Annotated in this window: 28 protein-coding genes; 6 read left to right on the forward strand and 22 right to left on the reverse strand. The window is 72.0% G+C overall.

What is annotated here, in order from left to right:
• Nucleotides 1-72: 72 nt before the first annotated feature.
• From ftsY to AB0J46_RS12895, 5 genes are all read right to left on the reverse strand, one after another.
• Nucleotides 73-1248 carry a signal recognition particle-docking protein FtsY gene (gene ftsY / locus AB0J46_RS12875; protein WP_358288490.1) on the reverse strand — a complete coding sequence of 392 codons (1176 nt, stop codon included), beginning with the start codon at nucleotides 1246-1248 and terminating at the stop codon, nucleotides 73-75.
• A 67-nt stretch (nucleotides 1249-1315) separates the two neighbouring features.
• Entirely contained in the window at nucleotides 1316-5017 is a 3702-nt protein-coding gene (gene smc, locus AB0J46_RS12880) for a chromosome segregation protein SMC (protein ID WP_364330344.1), read from the reverse strand.
• 161 nt (nucleotides 5018-5178) lie between these two features.
• Nucleotides 5179-5373 (reverse strand): hypothetical protein, encoded by a 195-nt coding sequence (locus tag AB0J46_RS12885; RefSeq protein WP_026214481.1) that lies wholly within the window; start codon nucleotides 5371-5373, stop codon nucleotides 5179-5181.
• Between the two features lie 190 nt (nucleotides 5374-5563).
• The gene (locus tag AB0J46_RS12890; RefSeq protein ID WP_364330946.1) at nucleotides 5564-5839 is read right to left on the reverse strand and encodes an acylphosphatase; all 276 of its coding nucleotides are present in this window, start codon (nucleotides 5837-5839) and stop codon (nucleotides 5564-5566) included.
• A 29-nt stretch (nucleotides 5840-5868) separates the two neighbouring features.
• Nucleotides 5869-6771, reverse strand: a complete 903-nt coding sequence (locus tag AB0J46_RS12895; protein WP_364330347.1) for a LysR family transcriptional regulator — start codon at nucleotides 6769-6771, stop codon at nucleotides 5869-5871.
• A 93-nt stretch (nucleotides 6772-6864) separates the two neighbouring features.
• On the opposite strand from AB0J46_RS12895, the gene AB0J46_RS12900 reads away from it, so the two are divergent.
• Nucleotides 6865-8019 carry an MFS transporter gene (locus AB0J46_RS12900; RefSeq protein ID WP_364330350.1) on the forward strand — a complete coding sequence of 385 codons (1155 nt, stop codon included), beginning with the start codon at nucleotides 6865-6867 and terminating at the stop codon, nucleotides 8017-8019.
• Here AB0J46_RS12900 and mutM read toward each other — a convergent pair.
• The 8 genes from mutM to AB0J46_RS12940 all read right to left on the reverse strand — a co-directional run bounded on the left by mutM (nucleotide 7967) and on the right by AB0J46_RS12940 (nucleotide 15994).
• A complete protein-coding gene (mutM, locus tag AB0J46_RS12905) occupies nucleotides 7967-8812 on the reverse strand; it encodes a bifunctional DNA-formamidopyrimidine glycosylase/DNA-(apurinic or apyrimidinic site) lyase (protein WP_364330353.1) in 846 nt (281 codons plus the stop codon). The two genes, AB0J46_RS12900 and mutM, sit on opposite strands and share 53 nt — an antisense overlap.
• 108 nt (nucleotides 8813-8920) lie before the next feature.
• Nucleotides 8921-9640: a ribonuclease III gene (rnc, locus tag AB0J46_RS12910; protein ID WP_364330949.1), complete on the reverse strand. Its 720-nt coding sequence runs from the start codon at nucleotides 9638-9640 to the stop codon at nucleotides 8921-8923.
• 256 nt (nucleotides 9641-9896) lie between these two features.
• Complete coding sequence (gene rpmF / locus AB0J46_RS12915) at nucleotides 9897-10076, reverse strand: 50S ribosomal protein L32 (RefSeq protein ID WP_033409409.1); 180 nt, start codon at nucleotides 10074-10076, stop codon at nucleotides 9897-9899.
• Between the two features lies 1 nt (nucleotide 10077).
• A complete protein-coding gene (locus AB0J46_RS12920) occupies nucleotides 10078-10629 on the reverse strand; it encodes a YceD family protein (protein ID WP_358288500.1) in 552 nt (183 codons plus the stop codon).
• Nucleotides 10630-10701: 72 nt separating this feature from the next.
• The gene (coaD, locus tag AB0J46_RS12925) at nucleotides 10702-11178 is read right to left on the reverse strand and encodes a pantetheine-phosphate adenylyltransferase (protein WP_352324821.1); all 477 of its coding nucleotides are present in this window, start codon (nucleotides 11176-11178) and stop codon (nucleotides 10702-10704) included.
• A gap of 14 nt (nucleotides 11179-11192) precedes the next feature.
• A complete protein-coding gene (gene rsmD, locus AB0J46_RS12930; protein ID WP_364330357.1) occupies nucleotides 11193-11759 on the reverse strand; it encodes a 16S rRNA (guanine(966)-N(2))-methyltransferase RsmD in 567 nt (188 codons plus the stop codon).
• A 396-nt stretch (nucleotides 11760-12155) separates the two neighbouring features.
• A complete protein-coding gene (gene recG, locus AB0J46_RS12935; RefSeq protein WP_364330360.1) occupies nucleotides 12156-14336 on the reverse strand; it encodes an ATP-dependent DNA helicase RecG in 2181 nt (726 codons plus the stop codon).
• Between the two features lie 113 nt (nucleotides 14337-14449).
• Nucleotides 14450-15994: a DAK2 domain-containing protein gene (locus AB0J46_RS12940; protein ID WP_364330363.1), complete on the reverse strand. Its 1545-nt coding sequence runs from the start codon at nucleotides 15992-15994 to the stop codon at nucleotides 14450-14452.
• A gap of 199 nt (nucleotides 15995-16193) precedes the next feature.
• Here AB0J46_RS12940 and rpmB point away from each other — a divergent pair, with 199 nt between their 5' ends.
• A complete protein-coding gene (gene rpmB, locus AB0J46_RS12945) occupies nucleotides 16194-16379 on the forward strand; it encodes a 50S ribosomal protein L28 (RefSeq protein WP_043618345.1) in 186 nt (61 codons plus the stop codon).
• A 102-nt stretch (nucleotides 16380-16481) separates the two neighbouring features.
• Here the strand turns inward: rpmB and thiD are convergent, their stop codons facing one another.
• The 3 genes from thiD to AB0J46_RS12960 all read right to left on the reverse strand — a co-directional run bounded on the left by thiD (nucleotide 16482) and on the right by AB0J46_RS12960 (nucleotide 20086).
• A complete protein-coding gene (thiD, locus tag AB0J46_RS12950) occupies nucleotides 16482-17279 on the reverse strand; it encodes a bifunctional hydroxymethylpyrimidine kinase/phosphomethylpyrimidine kinase (protein WP_364330366.1) in 798 nt (265 codons plus the stop codon).
• Between the two features lie 30 nt (nucleotides 17280-17309).
• Nucleotides 17310-18992, reverse strand: coding sequence for a hypothetical protein (locus AB0J46_RS12955; RefSeq protein ID WP_364330369.1), 1683 nt, complete (start codon nucleotides 18990-18992; stop codon nucleotides 17310-17312).
• Between the two features lie 125 nt (nucleotides 18993-19117).
• The gene (locus tag AB0J46_RS12960) at nucleotides 19118-20086 is read right to left on the reverse strand and encodes a thiamine-phosphate kinase (protein ID WP_364330372.1); all 969 of its coding nucleotides are present in this window, start codon (nucleotides 20084-20086) and stop codon (nucleotides 19118-19120) included.
• A gap of 47 nt (nucleotides 20087-20133) precedes the next feature.
• Here AB0J46_RS12960 and AB0J46_RS12965 point away from each other — a divergent pair, with 47 nt between their 5' ends.
• Both AB0J46_RS12965 and AB0J46_RS12970 read left to right on the forward strand, forming a co-directional pair.
• Nucleotides 20134-20367, forward strand: a complete 234-nt coding sequence (locus AB0J46_RS12965; protein ID WP_125637145.1) for an Lrp/AsnC ligand binding domain-containing protein — start codon at nucleotides 20134-20136, stop codon at nucleotides 20365-20367.
• A 21-nt stretch (nucleotides 20368-20388) separates the two neighbouring features.
• Nucleotides 20389-20823, forward strand: a complete 435-nt coding sequence (locus AB0J46_RS12970) for a DUF3515 domain-containing protein (protein WP_364330375.1) — start codon at nucleotides 20389-20391, stop codon at nucleotides 20821-20823.
• Here AB0J46_RS12970 and AB0J46_RS12975 read toward each other — a convergent pair.
• The 3 genes from AB0J46_RS12975 to AB0J46_RS12985 form a co-directional block, all read right to left on the reverse strand.
• On the reverse strand, nucleotides 20806-21900 hold the full coding sequence (locus AB0J46_RS12975; RefSeq protein WP_364330378.1) for a D-alanine--D-alanine ligase family protein: 1095 nt from the start codon (nucleotides 21898-21900) through the stop codon (nucleotides 20806-20808). The two genes, AB0J46_RS12970 and AB0J46_RS12975, sit on opposite strands and share 18 nt — an antisense overlap.
• 62 nt (nucleotides 21901-21962) lie before the next feature.
• Complete coding sequence (locus AB0J46_RS12980; protein WP_352352158.1) at nucleotides 21963-22973, reverse strand: NAD(P)H-dependent glycerol-3-phosphate dehydrogenase; 1011 nt, start codon at nucleotides 22971-22973, stop codon at nucleotides 21963-21965.
• A 4-nt stretch (nucleotides 22974-22977) separates the two neighbouring features.
• Entirely contained in the window at nucleotides 22978-23688 is a 711-nt protein-coding gene (locus tag AB0J46_RS12985; protein ID WP_364330381.1) for a lysophospholipid acyltransferase family protein, read from the reverse strand.
• A gap of 80 nt (nucleotides 23689-23768) precedes the next feature.
• On the opposite strand from AB0J46_RS12985, the gene cofC reads away from it, so the two are divergent.
• Together cofC and AB0J46_RS12995 are read left to right on the forward strand one after the other, a co-directional pair.
• Nucleotides 23769-24404: a 2-phospho-L-lactate guanylyltransferase gene (gene cofC, locus AB0J46_RS12990; RefSeq protein WP_358288533.1), complete on the forward strand. Its 636-nt coding sequence runs from the start codon at nucleotides 23769-23771 to the stop codon at nucleotides 24402-24404.
• Between the two features lie 53 nt (nucleotides 24405-24457).
• Nucleotides 24458-24667 (forward strand): hypothetical protein, encoded by a 210-nt coding sequence (locus AB0J46_RS12995; RefSeq protein WP_364330384.1) that lies wholly within the window; start codon nucleotides 24458-24460, stop codon nucleotides 24665-24667.
• Nucleotides 24668-24732: 65 nt separating this feature from the next.
• Here AB0J46_RS12995 and AB0J46_RS13000 read toward each other — a convergent pair whose 3' ends face one another.
• The 3 genes from AB0J46_RS13000 to leuD form a co-directional block, all read right to left on the reverse strand.
• The gene (locus tag AB0J46_RS13000) at nucleotides 24733-25032 is read right to left on the reverse strand and encodes an HU family DNA-binding protein (protein WP_352352161.1); all 300 of its coding nucleotides are present in this window, start codon (nucleotides 25030-25032) and stop codon (nucleotides 24733-24735) included.
• 99 nt (nucleotides 25033-25131) lie between these two features.
• Nucleotides 25132-25359 (reverse strand): hypothetical protein, encoded by a 228-nt coding sequence (locus tag AB0J46_RS13005; protein ID WP_364330388.1) that lies wholly within the window; start codon nucleotides 25357-25359, stop codon nucleotides 25132-25134.
• Nucleotides 25338-25925 (reverse strand): 3-isopropylmalate dehydratase small subunit, encoded by a 588-nt coding sequence (leuD, locus tag AB0J46_RS13010; RefSeq protein WP_364330391.1) that lies wholly within the window; start codon nucleotides 25923-25925, stop codon nucleotides 25338-25340. The genes AB0J46_RS13005 and leuD overlap by 22 nt, the downstream gene beginning before the upstream one ends.
• Between the last annotated feature and the right edge of the window lie 8 nt (nucleotides 25926-25933).

A 25933-nucleotide genomic window follows, 5' to 3' on the forward strand; every position in this document is an offset into this window, starting at 1 on the left:
CTAACTAGCGACTCAAGACTTTTCTGGTAAGGGCCATTTCGGCATGAATTAGGACATGGCCGATAAACGGGGTTAGTCGCCCAGGATCGCGTCCACGAAGACATCCGGGTCGAAAGGCGCCAGATCGTCGGGCCCCTCGCCGAGCCCCACGAGCTTGACCGGCACGCCCAGCTCGCGCTGCACGGAGATCACGATGCCGCCCTTGGCGGTGCCGTCGAGCTTGGTGAGCGCGATGCCGGTGATGTTGACCACCTCGGCGAACACCTGGGCCTGGCGCATGCCGTTCTGGCCGGTGGTGGCGTCGAGGACGAGCAGCACCTCGTCGACCGTGGCCTTCTTCTCGATGACCCGCTTGACCTTGCCCAGCTCGTCCATCAGGCCGGTCTTGGTGTGCAGGCGGCCCGCGGTGTCGACGATGACGACGTCGACCTTGTCCTCGATGCCCTTGGCCGTGGCGTCGAAGGCCACCGAGGCCGGGTCGCCGCCCTCCGGCCCGCGCACGGTCTCGGCGCCGACCCGCTCGCCCCACGTCTGGAGCTGGTCGGCCGCCGCCGCGCGGAAGGTGTCGGCCGCGCCGAGCACGACCGTCTTGCCGTCGCCGATGAGCGAGCGGGCGAGCTTGCCGGTGGTGGTGGTCTTGCCCGTGCCGTTGACGCCCACGACCAGCACCACGGCGGGCCGCTCGCCGTGCTTCTGCACGTGCAGGCTGCGGTCGAGGTCGGGGTTGACCTGGGCGAGAAGCTGCTCGCGCAGCAGGCCCCTGACCTCGGCGGGCGTGCGGCTGCCCAGCACCTTGACCTTGGTGCGCAGCTCCTCGACCATCGCGCGGGTCGGGGCGACGCCCACGTCGGCGGTGATCAGGCTCTCCTCGATCTCGTCCCAGACGTCGTCGTCGAGCCGGTCGCGGGACAGCAACTCCAGCAGGCCGCGGCCGAGCGCGCTCTGCGAACGCGCCAGACGCGAGCGCAGCCGCACCATCCGCCCAGCGGACGGCGGCGGCACCTCGACCTCGGGGGCGATGACCATCGGCTCGGCCGGCTGGACCGGCGGCGGCACCGTGGTGACCGCGCCGTCGGCCTCCTCGACCGGGCCGGCGGGCCGCTTCTCCTCCTCGGGAAGCGGCGGCGCCTCCGGCGGCGGCACGGGCGGCGCCGCCTTGCCACCCGGCCTGAACAGCAGGAAGAGGCCGCCGGCCGCCAGCAGGGCGACGACGGCCACGATCACTATGACGCCGAGGTAACCATCCACAAGATGTCAGTTTTCCAGATCGACCGGCATGGTCATGCCCAAGGCACACGGATGATGACAGGCCGGATCAGGCGGATTCGCGCTCCCGCAGGCGCTGGCTGACCACCTGCGTCACGCCGTCGCCGCGCATCGACACGCCGTAGAGGGCGTCGGCGATCTCCATCGTGCGCTTGTTGTGGGTGATGACGATGAGCTGGGAACTTTGCCGCAACTCCTCGAACAGGGTCAGCAGCCGCTGGGTGTTGGTGTCGTCGAGGGCGGCCTCGACCTCGTCCATCACGTAGAAGGGCGAGGGCCGCGCCTTGAAGATGGAGATCAGGAACGCCACCGCGGTCAGCGAGCGCTCGCCGCCCGACAGCAGGGACAGCCGCTTGACCTTCTTGCCCGGCGGCCTGGCCTCGACCTCGATGCCCGTGGTGAGCATGTCGGTGGGGTCGGTGAGCACGAGCCGCCCGTCGCCGCCGGGGAAGACCCGGGTGAAGATCTGCTCGAACTCGCGGGCGACGTCCTCGTAGGCCGAGGCGAACATCTGCTCGACGCGGTCGTCGACCTCCTTGACCACGGTCAGCAGGTCGCGCCGGGTCTTCTTGAGGTCTTCCAGCTGCGAGGTCAGGAAGGCGTGGCGCTCCTCCAGCGCGGCGAACTCCTCCAGCGCCAGCGGGTTGACCTTGCCGAGCTGGGTCATCTGCCGCTCGGCGGCCCTGGCCCGCTTCTCCTGCTCCTCCCGGACGTACGGGACCGACGGGTCGCCCGGGACGGGCGCGTCGGGGCCGTACTCGGAGACCAGCGCCTCGACCTCGACGCCGAACTCCTCCATCGCCCGCTCCTGGAGCTGCTCCAGCCGCAGGCGCTGCTCGGTGCGGGCCACCTCGCTCCCGTGGACCCGGTTGACCAGCTTGTCGAGCTCCTGGCCCAGCTCGCGCACGCGCACGCGGACCTGCTTCAGCTCGGCGTCGACGGCGACGCGGGCGAGGTCGGCGTCGTCGCGCTCGCGGGAGGCCAGCTGGATCGACGAGGCGAGCGCCCCGAGCACCTGCCTGGCGCCCTTGCTGACCGCCTCGGCCAGCACGGCCTGCCGCCTGCGCCTGGCCCGCTGAGCGGCGGCCTGGGCGCGTTCCTGGCGCTCGCGCTGGGCGGCCCGCAGCAGGCCGTCGGCGCGGCCCTCGATGCCCTTGACGCGCTCCTCGGCGGTGCGCACCTGCAGCCGGGTGTCCATCTCGCGCTGCCGGGCCGTCTCGCACGTGGCGGCCAGGTCGTCGCGCAGGTCGGTGGTGGGCTCGGTCTCCAGCTCCTGGGCGTATTCGGCCTCGGCCAGCCGGATCTCCAGCTCGGCCAGCTCCTCCAGCCCCTCGGTGCGGGAGTCCTGGGCCGCGGTGACGCTGCGGGCCAGGCGTTCGGCCTCGGCGTGCGCGGCGTGCGCGGCGGCCTCCAGCTGGGCCAGCCGCCTGGCCGCCGCGGCGTTGCGCTGGTCGGCCTCCCGCTGGCGGGCCCTGACCTGGTCGAGGACGCCCTGCGCGGCGCTCACCCCGGCCTGGGCCGCCGTCACCGCGCTCTGGGCCTCGTTGACGTGCGCCTGGGCCGCCTCGACGGCCGTCTGGGCCGCCTGCTCGGCCTCGATCGCCTGGTCGAGCGCCTCGGCCGTCGCCTCCGCCGTGGCCTCGGCCACCCGCAGGTCGTGCACGGCCTCGTCGAGCGCCGCCCGCACCTGCAGGACGGAGGTGCCGCCGGCCGACCCGCCACCGGCCAGATGGGCCCCGAGCACGTCGCCGCCCTCGGTCACCACGCGCAGCTCGGGACGCCGCCCCACCAGCTCGCGGGCCGCTTCGAGGTCGGCGACCACGACGACCTTCGACAGCACGTGGTCGAGCGCCGGCCGCAGCTCGTCGGGCACGGTGACCAGATCGGCGGCCCACCGCCCGCCGTCCGGCGGGGCGGGCCGGGATCGCGCAACCTGGGAGTGGTGCGCGGTGTCCGAAACTCCGGTCTCGGCCACCAGCAGCGTGACCTGCCCCGCGTCGGTGCTGCGCAGCAGGCCGAGCGCTTCGACGGCGGTGTCGAGCGTCTTGACCGCGACGGACTCGGCGACCGGGCCGAGCACGGCGGCGACGGCCAGCTCCGCGCCCGGCGTGACCTGCATCGAGGCGGCCAGCGGGCCCAGCACCCCGGCCAGGTCGGCGTCGAGCAGCGCGGCGCCGCCGTCGCCCTTGGCCAGGCCCAGCTCCAGGGCGTCGCGGCGGGCCCGCAGCGCGGCCACCGAGCGCTGGGCCTCCTGGTCGGCGGCGCGGGCCGTGGTGACCCCCGCCTTGGCGGCCTGGACGGCGGCCCGCGGCGCGCCGAGCCCGGCCTTGGCCTCGTCGGCGGCCACGCGGGCCACGTCGGCGGCGGCCCTGGCCTCCTCGACCACGGCCTGCGCGGTGGCCAGCTCCTCGGCGAGCGCCGGGTCGGCCGCCGGCTCCTCGGCCCGCTCGTTCTCCAGGTCGGCCAGGGCCTGCCGTTCGCGCTCGGCGGCGTCGGCCACGGCCTTCTCCAGCCGCCCGATCTCCTCCTCGGCCGCGCGTGCCCTGCTGCGCACGGAGTCGACCTGGCCGCGCAGCCTGGCCAGGCCCTCGCGGCGGTCGGCGGCGGCACGGGCGGCCATCGCCAGGCGCCGCTCCTCCGCGCCCAGCTCGGCCTCGGCCGCGGCCCGCCGCTCGACGGACTCCGCCAGCAGCTCCTGGGCGTGTTCGAGCTCGGCCCGCAGGATGTGCTCCTGCTCGCGCGCCTCGCCCGCCTCGCGTTCGAGGTCTTCGGGGTCGCGGCCGCGGCGTTCGATGGCGGCGGCGTCGAGGGCGTGACGGTGGCGTTCGGCGGCCAGCTGTTCCAGGCCGGTGATGCGCTCGCGCAGGGAGGAGAGCCTGAAGAAGGTCTCCTGGGCGGCGCTCAGCCGGGGCTGGGTCTCGGCCTCGGCGGCCTCCAGGGCGGCTTCGCGCTGCTGGCCCTCGGCCAGCTCGGCCTCGACCTGGTTGCGCCTGGCGGTGACGGCGGCCTCGTCGGCGGCCTCGCGTTCGAGCGTGGCGCGCAGGATGCACAGGTCGTCGGCGAGCAGCCGCAGCCGGGCGTCGCGCAGGTCGGCCTGGATGACGGCGGCCTTGCGGGCGATCTCCGCCTGGCGGCCGAGCGGCTTGAGCTGGCGGCGCAGCTCGGTGGCGAGGTCCTGCACCCGGGTGAGGTTGGCCTGCATGGAGTCGAGCTTGCGCAGCGCCTTTTCCTTGCGCTTGCGGTGCTTGAGCACGCCCGCGGCCTCTTCGATGAAGGCCCGGCGGTCTTCGGGCCCGGCGTGCAGCACGGCGTCGAGCTGGCCCTGGCCGACGATGACGTGCATCTCGCGGCCGATGCCCGAGTCGGACAGCAGCTCCTGGATGTCGAGCAGGCGGCAGGTGTCGCCGTTGATGGCGTATTCGCTCTGCCCCGACCGGAACATCAGCCGGCTGATCGTGACCTCGGTGTAGTCGATCGGCAGCGCGCCGTCGGAGTTGTCGATGGTCAGCGTCACCTCGGCCCGGCCCAGGGGCGGCCTGGAGGAGGTGCCGGCGAAGATGACGTCCTCCATCTTGCCGCCGCGCAGCGACTTGGCGCTGTGCTCGCCCATGACCCAGGCCAGGGCGTCGACGACGTTGGACTTGCCCGAGCCGTTGGGGCCGACGACGCACGTGATGCCGGGCTCGAGGCGCAGGGCGGTCGCGGAGGCGAAGGACTTGAAGCCGCGCAGGGTGAGGGTCTTCAGGTACAAACGCCGACCCTCCTCCCCGGCCTCGGCTGAACGGGCTTCGGAAAAGCCTACTGGTCCCGGCCGCCACTCGTGGGCATGTCGATGACCAGCGCTTTTTCACCAGGGAAAATAACAAGGGACGCCTCTTCGAGACGTCCCTGGGTCTTGCGCTCCGATCACTCTCAGGTGAGTGCCGGCTCGCGCTCCTGCAAGCGACTGAGCGCTTCGTCGCGGGTTTGCGCCGCAAGAGCGTCATTCGTGGCCTGAAGTCGGATGAGTTCTGCCTCCAGATCCCGGATACGCTGCTGCAAGCGGCGCATCTCCGAGACCATCCGAGGGTCAGGACCGCCGACGTGGCCGAGTAGAGCCTTCGCCATGGTAAAGGGTCCTCCACGCTGAGTGACCAGACTGGTTCGCGCACTTCTATTCCGCGGGAGGGGTGCGCGTGGTACTTAACAAGAGTCGCACCGGCAGTGTGGGCGGTCAAGTCGATCCAACCGCAACGCCCTACTGATAGGCACTCCCGACATACAACTATACCCTATTTGGGCCGTTTAGCAAAAGCGACTACCGCTCTACAAAACCGCCCAAACTACCTCGGGGTTCACTCCATCGTTCCACTACTCCATCGACCCTTCCCGGCGTGTCGCAACCTTTGAGCAGCTCCAACAGCTTGACGCACGCCTCCCGCGGACCCTCGGCGACGACCTCGACCCGGCCGTCGTCGGTGTTCCGCGCCCAGCCGGTCAGGCCGAGCTCCAGCGCCCTCGCGCGCGTCCACCACCGGAAGCCCACCCCCTGGACCCTCCCCCGCACCCAGGCGGTTACTCGGACGTTTTCCAAACCTTTGTCGCCATTACTCTTCGTATCCGTCATGCCGCCACCGTCTCATGCCGCCGTACGACTTCCATGGCCAACTCGTTGAAGGCGAGGATCGAGGCCGTACGTCCGGCGCGCAGCCAGGCCAGGCCCAGGATCGACGGAGGCAGGCCGTCGACCGGCACGAACGCGATGTCAGGACGGCGATGGTGGTCGGCGCTCGGCTTGCAGAAGAGCATGCCGCCGCGGTTCAGCGCGACCTGCGTCAGGCCCTCCTGGGTGGTGGCCACCGAGCCGGCCCGCGCGATCGGCCGCCCGGAAGGAGTGAGGGTGGGGGCGATGTGCTCCTGCCAGCGGCGCGGCGCGGGGTCGTCGAGGCCGAACAGGGCGACCGAGGCCAGCTCCTCGGCGTCGACGCCGGCGCGGCCGGCCAGCGGATGGCGTACCGACAGCCCCAGCTCGACCGGGCAGTGGTTCAGCTCGGCGCCGCCCTCCAGGTCGGGCTCCTCCAGCGGGAGCAGCGTGAACGTCAGATCCACCCGCCCCTCGCGCAGCTTGCTGAACGGGTCGGAGAGCGGCACCTCGACCAGCTCGACCATGCAGCCGGGATACCGCCGCTCGAACGCCGCCACGCTGCCGGTGACGATCTCCGTCGGCGTGGCCAGGAACCCCACCCGCAGCAGGCCCGCCACCTCCCGCGCCGAGGCCGTCGCCCGCGACACGGCCGCCGCCATGCCGTCGTAGGCGGGCCGCAGGTCGGCCAGGAAGCGCCTGCCGAGCGGCGTCAGGCCCACCCGCCTGCTGGTGCGGTCGAACAGGCGGCCGCCGATCCGGGTCTCCAGCGACCCGATGAGCTGGCTCACCCGGCCGGGCGACAGATACAGGCGCTCGGCCGTACGCGCGAAGTGCAGCTCCTCGCTCAGCACGACGAAGCACTCCAGTTCCCTGAACTCCATGCCACTCCCCGGACCCGATCACTTAGCCTGCCTAAAGCAAGGCTTCGAGCTTCGTCATTGTTCCGTCCCCGGCCGATGACGAGGCTGAACGGCATGACGACTCTTGAGACCTCCACTGTCGCGCGGGCCCGCTGGCTCGCCGTCCTCGCGGTCGCGGTGGGCACCTTCACGATCGTGACCAGCGAGATGTTGCCCGTCGGCCTGTTGACCTCGATCGCCTCAAGCTTGGGCGTGTCCGACGGCACCGCCGGGCTGATGGTGTCGCTGCCGGGGCTGGTCGCGGCCGTCTCGGCCCCCGTGCTGGCGCTGGCCACCCGGCGGCTGGACCGGCGCGTCCCCTTGCTCGGCCTGATGGCGTTGCTCGCGGTGGCCAACCTGGCGGCGGCGTTCGCGACGAGCTTCCCCGTCATGCTGGGCGCGCGGGTGCTGACCGGGATCAGCATCGGCGGGTTCTGGGCCTTCGCGGCCGGGCTGGGCCTGCGGCTGGTGCCCGAACGCTCGGTGGGCAGGGCCACGTCGGTGATCCTCGGCGGCGTGTCGGTGGCCTCGGTGCTCGGCGTCCCGGCGGGCACGCTCATCGCCTCGGCGGCGGGGTGGCGCACGTCGTTCGCCGTCATGGGCGGGCTGGCGCTCGTGCTGCTCGGGCTGCTGGCCGCCGTGCTGCCGCCGATGCCGGGCGAGGCCGCCTCGGGCGGCTCCCGCGCGCCGCTGCCGGGGGCGCTGCGGGTCGTGCTGGCGGCGACCGTGCTGATCATCACCGGGCACTTCGCGGCCTACACCTACGTCCGGCCGTTCCTTGAGCAGGTCGCGGACGCCGGTCCCGGCCTGGTCAGCGTCGCCCTGCTGGTGTACGGCGCGGCCGGCGTCGTCGGCAACTTCGTCGCGGGCGCCAGGGCGGCCCGTGACCCCAAGCCGGTGCTGATCGTCCTGGCCCTGCTCATCGCCGCCTCCACGGCGGCGCTGGCGCTGGTCGGGCTGCCCCTGGTCATGCTCGTCGTGTGGGGCCTCGGTTACGGCGGCGTCGGCGTGGCGCTGCAGCTGTGGATCATGCGCTCGGGCGGGGGCGAGCTGGGCACCGCGCTGTTCGTGGGGGCGTTCAACGTCTCGATCGCGCTCGGCTCGTTCGTCGGCGGCCGGGTGGTGGACGGCGTGTCGATCTCGTCGGTGATGTGGCTGGGCGCCGCGCTGGCGCTGCTCACCGCGGCTTTCGCTGGCATTTGGGGCAGGAGTACGACGACCGGTTCATGAACGCCTCCCGCCTGATGGGCGTGCCGCAGCGCGAGCACGGCAGGTCGCGGCGGCCGTAGACCTCCAGCGACCGGTCGAAGTAGCCGCTCTCGCCGTTGACGTTGACGTAGAGGCTGTCGAAGGAGGTGCCGCCCTGCTGGAGGGCGGCGCCCATCACCGTGCGCACGGCGGCCAGCAGCTCGGCGATCTTCGGACGGGTGAGCGTCTCGGTGGGACGCGCCCAGTGGAGCCGGGCGATCCACAACGCCTCGTCGGCGTAGATGTTGCCGACGCCGCTGATCAGCGACTGGTCCAGCAGCGCCCGCTTGATCTCGGTGCGCCTGGCTCTGAGCCGGCGGGTGAAGTCCGCCTCGTCGAACGACGCCTCGAACGGGTCGGGCGCGATGTGCGCGATCGGCGCGGGCACGCCGCCGACGAGCGGGGTCAGCATGACGTGGCCGAACGTGCGCTGGTCGACGAAGCGCAGGTCGGGGCCGCCGTCCTCGAAGCGGAGGCGGACGCGCAGATGCTTCTCCGGCGGCGTCTGCGGATCGACGACGAGCAGCTGGCCGCTCATGCCCAGATGGGCCAGCAGGGCCTCCTCGCCGCCCGACAGGGGCAGCCACAGGTATTTGCCGCGACGCTCGGCCGACAACACCGTACGGCCCTTCAGGCGGGCGGTGAACTCGTCGGCCCCGGGGACGTGCCGCCTGATCGCGCGCGGGTGGAGCACCTCCGCGGCGGCGATCTCGCGGCCGACGACCCATTGCGCCAGGCCGCGCCTGACGACCTCGACCTCTGGCAGCTCAGGCACCGTGCACCCACCGTCCTCTCGACTTCCCCGGCCGCCGGGCATGCCGTGGCGGGGACGGATCCGCAGTCACAACGCCGGACGCCGGCCGGGACTTCCCGTGTGCCGGGGTCAGCTCGCGGGCTGGCTCTCGCGCTGCTCGCGGCGGGCCCGGATGCGCGTCCAGGCCGCCTCGGCCGCCTGCTGCTCGGCCTCCTTCTTGCTGCGCCCGTTGCCCGAGCCGTAGGACTCGCCGCCCACGCGCACCATGGCCGTGAACGACTTGGCGTGGTCGGGGCCGCTCTCCTCGACGTGGTACTCGGGCACGCCGAGCGCCTCGGAGGCGGTGAGCTCCTGCAGGGACGTCTTCCAGTCGAGCCCCGCGCCCAGCGACGCCGAGCGCACGATCAGCGGGTCGAACAGCAGGTGGACGACCCGGAACGCCTCGTCGAGGCCCTTGTCCACGTAGATCGCGCCGATCAGCGCCTCAAGCGTGTCGGCCAGGATCGAGGACTTGTCGCGCCCGCCGGTGCCCTCCTCGCCCCTGCCGAGCCGCAGGAACCGGCCGAGGCCCAGGTTGCGGGCGACGTCGGCCAGCGCGCGCATGTTGACCACGGCGGCGCGCAGCTTGGCGAGCTGCCCCTCGGGCAGGTCGGGGTGGTTGCGGTAGAGGGTGTCGGTGACCACGAGACCCAGCACCGAGTCGCCGAGGAACTCCAGGCGCTCGTTGGTGGGCAGGCCGCCGTTCTCGTACGCGTAGGAGCGGTGCGTCAGCGCCCGCTCGAGGATGTCGGGGTCGAGGCCGACGACCAGGACCCGCTGCAGCTCTTCCCTGGCGACCTCCACGGCCACCGGCTTAGGACCTGCGCCCACGTGTTTCCTCCTCGGACATCTTCACAAGGCGGCCGCGGAAGATGCCCGAAAACGTGGTGGGCGTCGGGGTAACGGGTAGCCCCGGCGTCCACCACGGCCGCGGGCGAACCGCCGCCGTACGCATCTACAGACGTTAACGCCGACCGAGGCACAATGGCACCCGGTCGGCATCACGTCAACTGCTGACGGTGGAAACCCGCCCCGAACATGACGGGCGGGCCTGCTGTCAGTGTGATCAGGCGGACGGCTCGATGACCTGACGACGGTTGTAGGTGCCGCAGGTGGGGCACGCGATGTGCGGCTGCTTGGGCGAACGGCACTGCGGGCAGCTCACCAGGGCGACAGCAGTCGTCTTCCACTGGGAGCGACGGGCGCGGGTGTTGCTCCGCGACATCTTTCGCTTCGGGACGGCCACGTCACTTCTCCTGATCGTTATCGTTCTCGGAAACCAGACCTTGCAACGACGCCCAGCGGGCATCGATCTTCTCGTGCCGGTGATCGTCGCCGGCCTCGGCCAGCTTGATCCCGCACTCCGTGCAGAGCCCCTCGCAGTCCTCGCGGCACACGGGGCTCAGCGGCAGTGCGAGCACCACCGCGTCACGGAACGTCGGCTCGAGGTCGAGCAGCTCTCCGTCGAGCAGCGAGTCGTCCTCCGAGGCGTCCTCGTCGGAGTAGAAGAACAGCTCCTGCAGATCGACCTCGATGTCCGAGGTGATCGGGTCAAGGCACCGCGCGCACTCCCCGGCGAGCGGGGCGTGCGCCGTGCCCGAGACGAGCACGCCTTCCATCACTGCTTCGAGCCGGAGGTCCAGCTCGACTTCGGCGTCTTTGGGGACACCGATCATGTCGACGCCGAGGTTAGCCGGTGCCGGAAGGGACAGGGTCATCTGCCGCATCGTGCCCGGTCGCTTCCCCAGATCATGAGTGGAGAGCACCCAAGGGGAGCGGGGGTCGAGGTGCTGAGTCATCCTGCTCTCGCTAGGCATGGCGAAGACGCTCGCCGTCGTACAAGGCCGAAATGAAAGGATACCAGGTCGCGGTCAGCCCCTGAGACGCTCGATGAGCAGCTTGTGCACCAGGTCAGGGACCAGGCCGGACACGTCGCCACCATACCGCGCGATCTCCTTGACCCGGCTGGAGGACAGGAAGGAGTACTCGGGATTGGTGGGCATGAAGAGCGTCTCGACGCCCGAGAGACGGTAGTTGAGCTGGGCCATCTGCAGCTCGTAGTCGAAGTCGCTGACGACCCTGATGCCCTTGACGATGGCGGGGATGTCGTTGTGCTTGCAGAAGTCCACCAGCAGGCCGTGGAACTTCTGCACCTTGACGTTGGGGTACTCCTTCGTCACGGTCTGAAGGATCTCGATCCGTTCGTCGACCGTGAACAGGCTGCTCTTCTCGATGTTGATGAGGACCGCCACGACCACCTCGTCGTACAGGCGGGCCGACCGGCCGATGATGTCGAGGTGGCCATTGGTGATGGGGTCGAACGACCCCGGGCAGACAACGCGGCGCAAGACGCCTCCCAGGTCTACGGGTTCCCGGCGGCGCGACCGTACCAAACGGATGCTTCGCCGTATCTACGGACCCTCTCCTCAACATAACCTTCCGGCCACATCAAGGACTTTCCCCTCGTTTCCCGCTCGAATGCCACCAGCCCCTCGTCCATCAGCCAGCCGTTGTCGCGCAGCAGCTCCAGGACCCGCGTGACCTCGCCGTCACCCAGCGCGTACGGCGGATCGGCGAAGACGATGTCGTACGGCTCCTCCGGCCGTTTGGCCAGGACCCGCTCGACCTTGTCGGCCACCAGCTCGGCGCCTTCCAGGCCGAGAGACTGGATGTTGGCCCTGATCGTCCGAATCGCCTTGGCGTCGGACTCGACGAGCAGCGCGTGGGCCGCGCCCCTGGACAGCGACTCCAGGCCCACGGCGCCCGAACCGGCGTACAGGTCGAGCACGCGGGCCTCGCGCAGGCCGTACAGGGAGTCGAGGGTCAAGAAGATGCCTTCCCTGGCCCTGTCGCTGGTCGGCCTCGTGCCCCGCCCCGGCGGCACGGCCAACCGCCGCCCACCCGCGCTCCCCGCGATGATCCGAGTCATAAGGCCCATTGTTCTGCATGTTCGCCCAGGTCAAGAGTGGACAAGTGTCGGCCTCGACTGCGCAAGGGTGATTCACATCGGCCGGATCGGCCCGCATGATGAGTCTGCGGCCTTCAAGGTGACCCACATGAAGGCCGACCGGCGTGATCGTGAGCCCTTCCGCACGCCGGTTCCCTCGGCACCTGACCCGAGGGTGGGCCCAGCCGGGGACGGCATTCGGGGGGAGGCCGTCCCCGCGGCTGGGCATCTAAGATCTTCATCTTTTACGGCTTCGCGTGGTTTTCCCACTCGCCGTACTTCGGCTGACGGCCCTCCATGTAACGCCCTCTGACCCTTCACCGGCTCGCCGCCGTCACGCGAGCCTTCGTTGACCGGCTCCGTGGTTCTCCGGGCCCCTCACGTCTTCTCCAGGTACTCGGCCTTCTCGTCCTCCAGCAGGCGCGCTATCTCGGCGCGCAGGCCCTCATGGGCCGCGAGGTCCGGGTCGGCCGCCAGCAGGGCCGCCGCCTCGTCCCTCGCCGCGCTGATGACGTCCTCGTCGCGCAGCAGTTGGAGGAGCTTCAGCGAGCTGCGCTTGCCCGACTGGGCCGCCCCCAGGACGTCGCCCTCGCGGCGCTGCTCCAGGTCGACGCGGGACAGCTCGAAGCCGTCGAGCGTGGCGGCCACCGCGTCGAGGCGGGCGCGGGCCGGGGTGCCCTCGGGGAAGTCGGAGACCAGCAGGCACAGGCCGGGCAGGCCGCCCCGGCCCACCCGCCCGCGCAGCTGGTGGAGCTGGGAGACGCCGAAGCGGTCGGCGTCCATGATGATCATCACCGAGGAGTTGGGCACGTCGACGCCCACCTCGATGACGGTGGTGGCGATCAGCACGTCGAGCTCGCCCTTGGTGAAGGAGCGCATGATCGCGTCCTTCTCCTCCGGCGGGAGCTTGCCGTGCAGGGTGCCGACCCGCAGGTCCTGGAACGGGCCCTGGGTGAGCAGCTCGGCGACCTCCAGCACGGCCAGCGGCGGACGCCGGTCGTCGTCGCCCCCCGCCGCCGCCAGGTCGCCCTCGTCGCCCTCCAGGTCGCCGATCCGCGGGCACACGATGTACGCCTGCCTGCCCAGCTCCACCTCCTCGCGCACCCGCTGCCAGGTGCGTTCGAGATAGTGGGGCTTCTCGGCGGCCGGCACGACGTGCGTGGTGATGGGCGCGCGCCCCGACGGGAGCTGCGACAGCGTCGAGACCTCAAGGTCGCCGAAGACCGTCATGGCGACCGTGCGCGGGATCGGGGTCGCGGTCATCACCAGCACGTGCGGACGGCCCCCGCCCGCCTTCTCGCGCAACGCGTCACGCTGCTCCACGCCGAAGCGGTGTTGCTCGTCGACCACCACCAGCCCCAGGTCGGCGAACTGCACGTGCTCCTGGAGCAGGGCGTGCGTGCCGACCACGATGCCCGCCGTGCCCGAGGCCGCGTCGAGCAGCGCCGCACGCCGCGCCGCCGCGCCCATCGAGCCCGTCAGCAGCGTGACCGCCGTGCCGCCGAACATGCCGCCCTGGGCCAGCTCGCCCAGCATGTTCGTGATCGAGCGGTGGTGCTGCTGGGCCAGCACCTCCGTGGGGGCCAGCAGCGCGGCCTGGCCGCCGGCGTCGACCACCTGGAGCATCGCGCGCAGCGCCACGACCGTCTTGCCCGCGCCCACCTCGCCCTGCAGCAGCCGGTGCATCGGGTGCTCCAGCGCCAGGTCGGCCGCGATCTCCTCCCCCACCTGCGCCTGCCCCTCGGTGAGCGAGAACGGCAGCCGCCCGTCGAAGTCGGCCAGCATGCCGTCGGAACGCCTCGGACGCGGCCTGGCCGGCCACGCCGTGGCCGCCTGGCGGCGCTGGAGCAGCACCGCCTGCAGCACGAACGCCTCGTCGAACTTCAGCCTCTTGCGCGCCCGGCCCACCTCGGCGAGGTCTTTCGGCCGGTGGATGGCCACCAGCGCCTCGGCGAGCGGCTGGAGGCCGTGCCTGGCCCGCAGCTCGGCGGGCAGCGGGTCGTCGAGCGGGCCCAGCGTGTCGAGCACCACGCCGACCGCCCGGCGGATCGCCCACGGCGTGACGTCCTTGCCCGCCGGGTAGATCGGCACCGGCGCGGACGCGAACTCCTCGGCGCTCGCCTCGGCCTCCTCCTCGAACAGCTCGAACTCGGGGTGCGAGAGCTGCCAGCGCGGCTTGGAGCGCGCCCCGAACAACCCCACCTTGCCGGCGAACATGCCGCGCCGGCCCGGCTTGAGCCGCGACTCGGCCACGTGCGAGCCCTTGCCGAAGAACGCCAGGTAGATGCGGTTGCCGTTGCCGTCGACGACCTCGGCCTCCAGCCACGTGCCGCCGCGGTTGCGCATGGGCTTGCGCATCAGCCTGGTCACCTCGCCGACCACGGTGACGTGCTCGTCGACCTCCAGCGCGTCGAGCGAGGTCAGCTCGCCGCGCTCGGCGTAGCGGCGCGGGTAGTGGCGCAGCAGGTCGCCGACCGTCTCCAGGCCGAGCACGCTGTGCAGCAGCTTGGCGGTCTTCGGGTCGAGCGCTTTGGTCAGGGGCTCGTCGAAACGGCTCACGGGATCCAGTTCTACCGCCTGCGGCCGACAGGAATCCCGCACCGGGCCCGGGAGTCGCCCGCGGAGGGGGCCGCGCCGGGCCTGGGAGTCGCTCGCGGAGAGAGTCCGCGCCGCTACTCGACGCCGATCAGCAGCGGGTAGCCGCCCTGCTCGCCGTCGTAGACGACCAGGTCGACGTCCGGCCGCGTGCGCCGCAGGTGGTCCTCCAGCCGGACGGCCAGCCGTTCCGGCAGGTCAGAGCCGGTGACCAGGGTCACCAGCTCGCCGCCGCCGGCCACCATCCGGTCGATGATCAGCCTCGCCACGTGCTCCAGGTCGCCGCCGATCACCGCCACGTCCCCGTCGATCAGGCCCAGCACGTCGCCCGGCCGGCACACGCCCGCGCTGGTGAACGCCTCCCTGTCCGCCACCGCCAGATGTCCGTACCTGGTGTGGCCGGCGGCGTCCGTCATGGCCACCACGTCGTCGTCGAACCGGCGCAGCGGGTCGTGCACGGCCAGCGCCGACAACCCCTGCACGGTCGCCCTGGTCGGCAGGACGCTGACGGCCACGCCGTCCTCGCGGGCGATCTCCGCCGCCGCGACGGCGACCGCGAGGACGCCCTCGTCGTTCGGCAGCACGGCCACCTCGGCGCCCGCCTGCCTGATCGCGGCCAGCAGCTCCGGCAGCGCGGGGCGGGTGCCGGGCGCGCGGCGCACCACGACCGCGCCGCTCTCCTCGAACAGCGCCGCGATCCCGTCACCGGCCGCCACCGCCACCACGCCCCTGCCCGCCCTGCCCCGGTGCGTGCGCTCGGCCAGGTACGTGATCCTGACCCGGTGCGGACGCCCCGCCCGCAGCCCCGCCTCCACGGCCGCCCCCGCGTCGGCCACGTGCACGTGCACGTTCCACAGGCCCTCGCCGCCCACCACGACCAGCGACTCGCCCATGGCGTCGAGCTCGTCGCGCAGCGCGGCCACCGCGCGCTCGTCGGCGTCCAGCAGGTACATCACCTCGTAGCCGGCGCCCACCTCGGTCATCGGCGTGACCCGCCCGGTCGGCGCCGGCACGTCGTAGTGGTCGCTGTAGGAGTCGGTGAGCACGGCGGCCAGGGTCTCCAGCACGATCGCCGCCCCCGCGCCGCCCGCGTCCACGACCCCGCTGCGGGCCAGCACGTCGAGCTGCCCCGGCGTGCGGCGCACCGCGGCCCGCGCCTCCCGCGCCGCCTGCCGCGCCACCTCGCCCGCGTCGCCGTCGGCGTCCCGGGCGGCCCGGGCTGCCGACTCCAGCACGGTCAGTACCGTGCCCTCGACCGGCCTGGCCACGGCCTCCCTGGCGAGCGTGGCCGCCCTGAGCAGGCCGGCGCGCAGGTCGCAGCCGTCCTTGAGCACCTCGGCCAGCCCGCGCAGCGCCTGGCTGACGATGACCCCCGAGTTGCCGTGCGCCCCGACCAGCGCACCGTAGGCGAGCGTCTGCCACACCACGGCCGCGTCGACGTCGTCGGGCAGGGACTCGACGGCCTCGGCCGCCGACAGCATGGTCAGATGCAGGTTCGTGCCGGTGTCGCCGTCGGCCACGGGGAACACGTTGAGCGCGTCGATCTCCGGTCTCGCCCGGCCGAGGGCGTCGGCGGCCAGGCGGGCCCAGCGGCGCACCGCGGGCGGGTCGAGGGCCTTCATCTGCGCTCCTTCGACCTCCCCGCATGCGCTACCTTGTTGGAGGAGAATATCCCCGCACCGGCCACCGTCCAGTGCTCTGGTTCGCGTCCAATGGTGTGGATCAGATATTCTCGTCTGGCTGGCCGGTTGTCCCGGCATGCCCTCCGCCCGGAAAGCATCAGCGGACAGGGCTACATCGACTGTTTTAAGGAGCGATACCGTGGCTTCCGTCTGCGATGTCTGCCGCAAGGGGCCGACCTTCGGCAACAACGTGTCCCACTCGCACCGCCGTACCCGTCGTCGTTGGAACCCCAACATCCAGACGGTCCGCGCGGTCGTCGGCGGCACGCCGAAGAAGCTGAACGTGTGCACCTCGTGCATCAAGGCGGGCAAGGTCACCCGCTAGTTCTCGTCTTTCGCGAAGCCCGCCGCTCCTGATCACTGGAGCGGCGGGCTTTCGTCGTGCCCGCCTTCTGGCCCGCCCCCCGCTATGGGACGGGCTCAGGGGTCAGCGCCAGCGCCAGGCGTGGTCCACCGGGCCGATGCCGGAGCCCAGGGGGAAGCCGCGGGCGATCGCGCCCGTCACGTACTCCTTGGCCCTCCCCACCGCCGTCGGGACGTCGTCGCCGAGCGCGAGCCGGGACGCCAGGGCCGAGGCCAGGGTGCATCCCGTGCCGTGGGTGTGCCGGTTGTCGAGGCGTTCGGCGGCGAAGCGGTGCTCGGTCGTGCCGTCGGTCAGGAGGTCGACGGGGGCGCCGGGCAGATGGCCGCCCTTGATGAGGGCCCAGGACGGGCCCAGCGCGAGCACGGCGTCGGCGGCCCGGCGCAGGTCTCCCTCGTCCTCGACCTTGACGGAGGTGAGCTGCTCCACCTCCCACAGGTTCGGCGTCACGACCGTGGCCACGGGCAGCAGGCGCGTCCTGAGCGTGTCGACGGCCTCGGGCGCGAGCAGCGAGTCGCCGTGCTTGGACACCCCGACGGGATCGACCACCACCGGCGCGTCATAGGCCCCCAGCACCTCGGCCACCGTCTCCACCAGCACCGGCGAGGCCAGCATGCCGGTCTTGACGGCCTGCGCCCCGATGTCGCCCAGCACGGAGTCGAGCTGCGCGCGCACGGCCTCGGGCGGCAGCTCCCAGTAGCCCTGGACGCCCAGCGAGTTCTGGGCCGTGACGGCGGCGATCACGCTCATGCCGTGCACGCCCATCGCCATCATGGTCTTCAGGTCGGCCTGGATGCCCGCGCCGCCTCCGGAATCGGAGCCCGCGACGGTCAGCACACGTGGAGGGGTCGTCATGAACCCCATCCAACCACTCGACCGGCACCGAACAGGCACTCAGCCGATCGTGCACTCCCCGCCGACCAGCCCGCACGCGCCCGGCTCCTGCGCCTTCCCCGTCGCCGAGTACGTGACGCTCACCGAGTCCCCGGCGGCCAGCGAGCCCGACAGGTCGATGATCAGCAGGTCGCCGTCCTGGGTCCAGGAACCGCCGTTCACGTCCATCACGCGGCCCTCGACCGGGAGGGAGAAGGTGGCGTTCGCCAGCGGTGCCGGCGACTGGTTGGTGACGCGCAGCGTGGCCGAGTACGACGTGAGCCGCTGCTTGACCGTCTGCCGCACGTTGACCGAGCCGCCGCTGCCTCCGTACCCGGACGTCGAGGTGGTCGCGGGCGCGGGGCTGCTGCCCACCGTGGGGACGACGCCGGTGTCGGAGTTGCCCAGGGACGTGCCGTCGTCGGTCGGGGCCTCGGAGATCGTCTCCTCGGCCGGCGGCTCCGGCTGCCGCGTCGGCTTGGCCGAGGCCTTCGTCCGCGTCCTGGTGGGCGTGGGGGTGGGGGCCGTGCTGCGGCGCGGGACGCGGTTGCCGACCGTGGGGGCGGTGGTCGTCGGGGTGTCGGAGGGGGTGCTCGTCTCCTCGTCCTCCGTCGGCTCCTCGGAGGGCTCTTCCTCCTCCGTGCTGGGGTCGGCGACCACGTCGGTCGAGGGGCTGGTGCTGGTGTGGACGGCGGCGCAGCTCGCGCCCGCGCACTTGCCGGGGTCATCCGAGGAGCTCATGAGCTTCACCCCGGCGACCGTCCCGCCGAGCACGACGGCCACGGCGGCGACCGACAGCAGCGCCATGCGGCCCCTGCCCTTGCCGCTGCCGCCGCCGGCAGGCGGGTTCAGGCCGTCGTCGTCGCCACCGCCGCCGCCCCTGGACGACTTGCGCCGGCCGCCGCGGCGACGGCCACGGGACTCGCCGGACTCGTCCAGGTCGTCGAGGTCCTGGTCGGAGGACCAGCCCGAACGCAGGAAACCGGTCTCGGCCTCCGCCCAGGCGGGAGTGTGCGCGGCGGTCGGCTCCCCGGCCACCTTCACGTCACCGGGCTCCGGCAGCCTGGCGTGGAAGGCGGTGTCGGACCCGCCGGGCACGTCGAACCTGGCGGTGCTTCCGGGCTCAGGCACGTCGAACCTGGCGGTGCCACCGGGTCCAGGCATGTCGAACCTGGCCGTGCCGCCCGGCTCCTGGGCGTCGAACGGGCCGGTGTTCCGCCGGGGGGCGTCGAAGGGGCCCGGGGTGCGGCCGGAGGCGTCGAAGCTCGGCGGCGGCCCGAAGGCGGACGTGGCGTCGGGCTGGGAAGAGGGGCCGACGGCGTCCCAGTCGGCCGGGCGGGCGAACGCGCCCGTCACCTCGAACGGCCCGGCCCCGTTCGGATCGGGGTAGGGCGACCCGGAGAACTGGGGGCCGTTCGGCGGCGGAAAGGGGCCGGAGGGGGCGTCGGGCGGCGGGAACCCTGGGGCGGCGTCGGCGGGCACGGCGAAGGCACCCGTGGTCTCGAACGGCTCGGGCTGCCGGCCGCTGCGCTGCGGCGGGCCGTCCTCGCGGCGCGGCATCCGGGCCCACTGCCCCGTCACCTCGACCTGGTCCGGCAACGCCGGCCAGCCCGGCGCCTCGGCCGGGTCGTCGGGACCCCAGAAAGCGCTGCCGTTCCCCCGTTCATCCCCATCGTCGGATCCACCGGTGCCGTGGCGGCCCATGGCTGCCCTTTCTCGCGGTTACAGTGGCCGCCAATCTTCATAACACCTTTACTACGTCCTTGTCACAACAATCCCGCTAGTCCTACCCTAAATCCGGAAAATTTCACGTAAATCGGGACAAGTCATCACCGAAAGTGATCCCAGCCGCCCTGTCCCACCTGGCGGCCGTGCACCAGGACGCCCTCCCCCTCGACCACCCGGCCCACGACCTGCCACGACGGCGGCAGCCGTACGTCAGGAGGGAAGACCGCGGCGAGCGCGTGATCCTCACCACCCGTGAGCACCCATTCGAGCGGATCCTGCCCCAGTTCCTCGGCCGCCGCCGCCACCGGCTCCCCCACGGCGAACGACCCGGGATCGAGCTCGACCCGTACGCCGCTGGCCGCCGCCACGTGCCCGATGTCCTGCACCAGGCCGTCGCTGACGTCGAGCATGGCGCTCGCGCCCAGCGCGGCCGCCCGCGGCCCCTCCTCGTACGGCGGGCAGGGCCGCCGGTGGGCGGTCACCGCCTCCGCCAGCACGCCGGAACCCGCGGCGACCCCGGCGGCCAGCAGCGCCAGCCCCGCGGCGGCGTACCCCAGCCGCCCGGCCACGGCCACCACGTGCCCCGGCCGCGCCCCGGACCGCGTCACCGGCGCCCGCCCGCGCAGGTCGCCCAGCGCGGTCACCCCGATGACCACCAGGTCGGACCGGGTGATGTCGCCGCCGACCACGCTCGCGCCGACCACCGCGCACTCCTCGCGGAACCCGTCGGTCAGGGCGTCCAGCCAGGCCACCGGCAGCTCGGCGGGGATGCCGAGCCCGACCACGATGGACGTCGGGACGGCCCCCATGGCGGCGATGTCGGCCAGGTTCTGGGCCGCGGCCTTGCGGCCCACGTCGCGCCCGCCGGACCAGTCGAGCCGGAAGTGCCTGCGCTCGACCAGCAGATCGGTCGAGACGACCACCCGCCCGTCGGGCGCGGCGACCATGGCGGCGTCGTCACCCGGGCCGAGCATGACCCCCTCTCCCTGGGGCAGGCGTCCGGCAATACGATTGACGACACCGAACTCGCCGAGATCTCCGACTGTGATGACGCACCTCCTGACGCACACAGGGTACGGTGGCCCTTCGGCGTGATCCAATCGCCCGGGAGGACGTGATGGTGCAGGCCTACATCCTTATTCAGACCGAGGTCGGCAAGGCCGCCGCCGTTGCCGAGGAGATCTCCGGAATTCCGGGGGTCACCCAGGCGGAAGACGTGACGGGGCCTTACGACGTGATCGTCCGCGCTGAGGCGCGCAACGTCGACGAGCTCGGCAAGCTGGTCGTGGCGCAGATTCAGGCGGTGGAAGGGATCACGCGTACTCTTACGTGTCCGATCGTTCATATCTGACACATTCGAGGACTGGGTTCCATGCGCGCCGCCGCCGTTCTGTTCCTTCTTCTGGCACTCGCCGGCTGCGGTGGCGTGGTACAGGTCGATCCGCCCAAGCCTTCGGGGGAGGCGGCGGCGGCCTGTGACAGGCTCGCGTCCCTGCTGCCCAAGACGCTCGACGGCGCCGAGCGCGGCACGTCGGAGCCGGCCTCGCCGTACGTGGCGGTCTGGGGGGAGGCGTCCATCGCGGTGCGCTGCGGTGTGCCGCGGCCTGCCCGGATGGCGCCGACCGACCAGCTCCAGGAGATCGACGGGGTGGGCTGGTTCGCCGATCCGGACAAGCCCACCCTGTTCACCGCGGTGGCCGCGCCCACGTACGTGGAGGTCACGGTCGGCGGCGACCACGCGGCGTCCGACGTGCTGGCCGAGCTGTCGGGGCCGATCGGGCGGGCCGTCTCAACGCAGGCCGGGTGAGCGCGACAGCGCGAGCTGGATCAGCCGGTCGACCAGCTGCGGGTACGACAGCCCCGAGGCCGCCCAGAGCTGCGGCGCGACCGACAACGAGGTGAACCCGGGCATCGTGTTGATCTCGTTGAAGATCAGCCGGCCGTCGGGCGTGTAGAAGAAGTCGACCCTGGACAAACCCTCGCAGTCGAGCGCCTCGAAGGCCCGTACGGCCATCGCGCGCAGCTCCTCCGCGGTCTCGGCCGGGATGTCGGCGGGCACGGTGAGCGACATCTGGTCGGGGTAGTACTTGGCCTCGAAGTCGAAGAACTCCTGGCCGCCCTCGACCCTGACCTCGCCCGGGATCGACGCGGCGGCGGGCTCGTCGCCGAGCGACTCCAGCACCGCGCACTCGATCTCGCGACCCTCGATCGCGGCCTCGATCAGCACCTTGGGGTCGTGCACCCGGGCGGACTCGACGGCCGCCTCCAGCTCGGCGCGGTCCTGGGCCTTGGAGATGCCCTGCGAGGAGCCGGCCCTGGCGGGCTTGACGAACACCGGGAAGCCGAGCTCCTCGGCCTCCTTCAGCACGCACTCGCGGTTGAGCCGCCAGTCGCGGTCGCGGACGACGACGTAACGGCCGATCGGCAGCCCGGCGGCGGCCATCACGGTCTTCATGTGCGCCTTGTCCATGCCGACGGCGCTGGCCAGCACGCCGGAGCCGACGTAGCGGACGCCGGCCATCTCCAGCAGGCCCTGGATGGTGCCGTCCTCGGCGAACGGGCCGTGCATGACGGGGAAGACGACGTCGACCGTGCCGAGCTCGACCGGGATGCTCCCGGGGTCGTAGGCCACCAGCCCGGCGCCGCCGCTGGGCAGCGCGAGCGCGGCTCCGGAGGTGTCGACCGCGGGCAGCTCCCCGGCCTCGATGGCGAACCGCTGGTCGGACGCGGCGAGCACCCACCTGCCGTCCTGGGCGATCCCGACCGGGATCACCTCGTACTTACTCCTGTCGATCACATCCAGCACGCTGCCCGCGCCCATGAGGGACACGGCATGCTCAGAATTGCGACCTCCGAAAACGACGGCGACGCGTGGCTTGCTCATGACGTCCGAATCTACCGGGGTGTCCCCCTGACAGCGAGTCGAGCGCGCGGTGGCGTCCGGATTCACAGGCCGTACCGTTCGGGTTTGGGCGAGCGGGACATGAGCAGCATGCCCGCCTCCGACGGCGACATGCCGTCGTGCACGACCCCGACGACCACCTCGGTGATCGGCATCTCGACGTCGTGCTTCCTGGCCAGCTCAAGGACGGACTCGCAGGACTTCACGCCCTCGGCGGTCTGCTTGGTGGCGGCGACGACCTCGGCGAGGGTCATGCCGCGGCCCAGGTTCTCGCCGAAGGTGCGGTTGCGCGACAGCGGCGAGGTGCAGGTGGCCACCAGGTCGCCCATGCCGGCCAGCCCGGCGAAGGTGTGGGGGTCGGCGCCCAGCGCGGCGCCCAGGCGGGAGATCTCGGCCAGGCCCCTGGTGATGAGCATGGCGCTGACGTTGTCGCCCATGCCCATGCCCGCCGAGACGCCCACGGCCAGCGCGATCACGTTCTTCACCGCGCCGCCCAGCTCGACCCCGACCACGTCGGTGTTGGTGTACGGCCGGAACCACGGCGGCAGGTGGCAGGCGGCCTGGAGGCGTTCGGCGACCGACTCGTCGGTGCAGGCGACGACCGTGGCGGCGGGCTGGCGGTGGGCGATCTCCTTGGCCAGGTTGGGCCCGGACACCACCGCGACCCGCTCCTCGGGCACCTCGGCGACCTCGCGGATCACCTCGCTCATGCGCTTGGTCGTGCCCAGCTCGACGCCCTTCATGAGGCTGACCAGGACCGCGTTCGGCGGGATGTGCTCGCGCCAGGCGGTCAGGTTGGGCCGCAACATCTGCGAGGGCACGGCCAGCACCACGAAGTCGGCGCCGTCGAGCGCGCGCACGGGGTCGGTGGTGGCGCGCAGCGCCTCGGGCAGCGTCACGCCGGGCAGGTAGTCGGGGTTGGCGTGGTCCTTGTCGATCGCCTCGACCAGCTCCGGCCTGCGCCCCCACAGCGTGACCTCGTTGCCCGCCTCGGCGAGGACCATGGCGAACGTGGTGCCCCACGAGCCCGTGCCGAGAACGGCTGCCTTTGTCATGCCATCACCGCCTGGCGGGATCGTAGGGAGTTTCCGGGGCCTTCTCGCCGCGCAGCTCGGTCAGCTGCTCGGTGATGGCCGCCATGATGTCGGCGGTCGCCTCGCGCAGCACACTGGCGCGCAGGGGCTGCCCCTCGTACTTGGACAGGTCGACCGGCGGGCCGACGGTGACGTGGAAGGTCTTGCGCGGGAACAGCCTGGGCCTCTTGGCGCCGTACGGGAGCAGCTCGTGGGCGCCCCAGTGGGCGATGGGGATGACCTGCGCGCCGCTCTCCAGCGCCAGCCGGGCGGCGCCGGTCTTGCCCACCATGGGCCACAGCTCGGGATCGCGGGTGCAGGTGCCCTCGGGGTAGAACAGGATGGCCGCGCCGTCGCGCAGCCGCTGGGCCGACGAGCTGAGCGACCTGGCCGCCTCGCTGCTGCCCCGCTCGACCGGGATGGCCAGCAGGCCGTTGAGCGCCCGGCCCAGGAAGGGCACCTTGAACAGCGCGGCCTTGGCCAGGATGACCGGCCAGCGGCCGTTGTTGAACAGGAAGTGCGACAGCAGGACGGGATCGCTCCAGGACAGGTGGTTGGCCGCGATGATGATGCCGCCGGTGCGCGGGAGTCGCTCGCCGTTGCGCCAGTCCTTCTTGACCAGGAGCCACGACAGCGGCTTGACCACCGCTACGGCGAATGACTCCCAGAAACGCGAAGGTCGCGTGGGGCGGCTCATGGTCTCCTCCAACCCGTACGGTGTGCGCCCCAAGTCTCCCGGTTGGCCGCGTGGGATGTCGAGGCGAGATGCTTAAGCCTATGAGCAACCGCTGGTCTCTGGTCATTCCGGTGAAGACGCTGGTCGCGGCGAAGACGCGGCTGGCGGCCGCGACGGGTCCCCACCGTACGCGGCTGGCCGTGGCCGTGGCCTGCGACACCGTGGCCGCGGCGCTGGCCTGCCCGGCGGTGGCGCGGGTGATCGTGGTGACCGCCGATCCGGCGGCGGCGGGGCCGCTGGGGGCGCTGGGCGCGGAGGTGGTGCACGACCCGGACCGCGGGCTCAACACCGCGTTGCGCACGGGCGCGGCCCATGCCGTACGCGTCGCGCCCGGTGAGGCGGTGGGCGCGCTCCAGGCCGATCTGCCGGCCCTGCGACCGGCCGAGCTGGCGACGGCGCTGGCGGCGGCGGCCGAGTTCGACCAGTCGTTCGTGCCGGACGCCCAGGAGGTCGGCACGACCTTCTACGGCGTGCTGGCCGGGCGGCCGTTCACGCCGCGGTTCGGCGGCGAGTCGCGGGCCAAGCACCTGGCCGGCGGCGCGAAGGAGCTGTGCGTGCCGGGGATCGACTCGCTCCGGCGGGACGTGGACACCCCCGACGACCTGCGCGCGGCCCTCGCCCTGGGCCTGGGCCGGCACACGGCGGCGGTGGTCGCCGACCTGTGGCCGGGGGCGTGACCTTCCGGGCCGCCTCTCGCCCGCCGGACGGCGGTCGGCTTAGGCTGGACGGCGTGCAGGCGACGGTACGCAGCTTCGACGAGGTCACCCGTTCCGGCTCGGTCTTCCTCGACGACGGGACGGTGCTGGAGTTCGGCACGCGCGCCTTCGACGCGGGGCCGCTGCTGCTGCTGCGCACGGGGCAGCGGGTGAACCTGGCGACCGACGGCGGGCGGATCACCTACATCACGCTGTCGACGTTCCCGATTCCCGCGCCCGAATGACGACGCCGTCCCGGAAAACAGCGAACGCCCGGGCGTGGGCCGCCCGGGCGTGATGTCCGCTGAGACTATTTCTTCTTGCCGATCTGCTTGCCGCCCTCGTTCACCAGGTCCTTGAATTCGGAGCCGGGACGGAACTTGGGCGCCCAGCTCTCGGCGACCTTGATCTCGGCGCCGGTCGACGGGTTCCTGGCAGTGCGGGCGGGCTTGTTCACCATCTCGAACGCGCCGAAGCCCGTGATGGAGACCTTGTCCCCGCTCGCCACGGCCTTCTGGATGGCCTCGATGACCGCGTTGACGGCCTCGGTGGCCGTCCTTTTGTCGCCCACCCGATCGGTGATGGCGTCGACGAGCTCTCGCTTGTTCATGAAAGTCCTGCTCCCCCAGTGACGGCTCGGGGTTCCAGCTCTCGAGTTCGACGTAGAAACCCCTTACGCGCTCGAAAGTAGGCGGGATCGCGGGGGAACTCAATCACCCTGCGTGTTTTCCCCCTCGCGTGGCGTGTCGAGAGCGCCCAGAAAGGCGTCGAGCCGGGCGGCCGCTCTTTCCGGATCGCGCTTGGCGAGGTCGCAGATGGACAGGTAACGGCGGGCCGCCCGTTCCCTGTCGGCGGCGGGGAGCATGCGGACGCGGCGGTGCGCCTCGCGCAACCGCCGCGCCAGTTCGTCGTCTTCTAGACGGTCGTCGGCAGCCATGGCTGCCGACCATTCTCGTACGCGGCCACGTCGTCGGCGTGACGCAGGGTCAGGCCGATGTCGTCCAGGCCCTCGGTGAGGCGCCAGCGGGTGTAGTCGTCGATCTCGAACGGCACGACCTCGCCGGCCCAGCGGACCTGGCGTTCCAGCAGGTCGACGGTCACCTGCAGCTTCGGGTCGGCCTCGACGGCGGCCTGCAGGGCCTCGACCTTCTCGGCGGGCAGGACGACCGGCAGCAGCCCCATCTTGGTGGAGTTGTTGCGGAAGATGTCGCCGAACCGGGCGGCGATCACGGCGCGGAAGCCGTACTGCTGCAAGGCCCACACGGCGTGCTCGCGGGAGGAGCCGGTGCCGAAGTCGGGGCCGGAGACCAGGATCGAGCCGCCCTCGTAGGAGGGATCGTTCAGGACGAACGTCGGGTCCTCGCGCCAGGCGGCGAACAGGCCCTTCTCGAAGCCGGTGCGGCTGACCTGCTTGAGCCAGACGGCCGGGATGATCTGGTCGGTGTCGACGTTGCTGCGGCGCAGCGGCACCGCCGTACCGGTGTGGGTGGTGAAGGCGTCCATCGGTCTGG

The sequence above is a fragment of the Nonomuraea sp. NPDC049758 genome (genome assembly GCF_040674635.1).
Taxonomy (GTDB): Bacteria; Actinomycetota; Actinomycetes; order Streptosporangiales; family Streptosporangiaceae; genus Nonomuraea.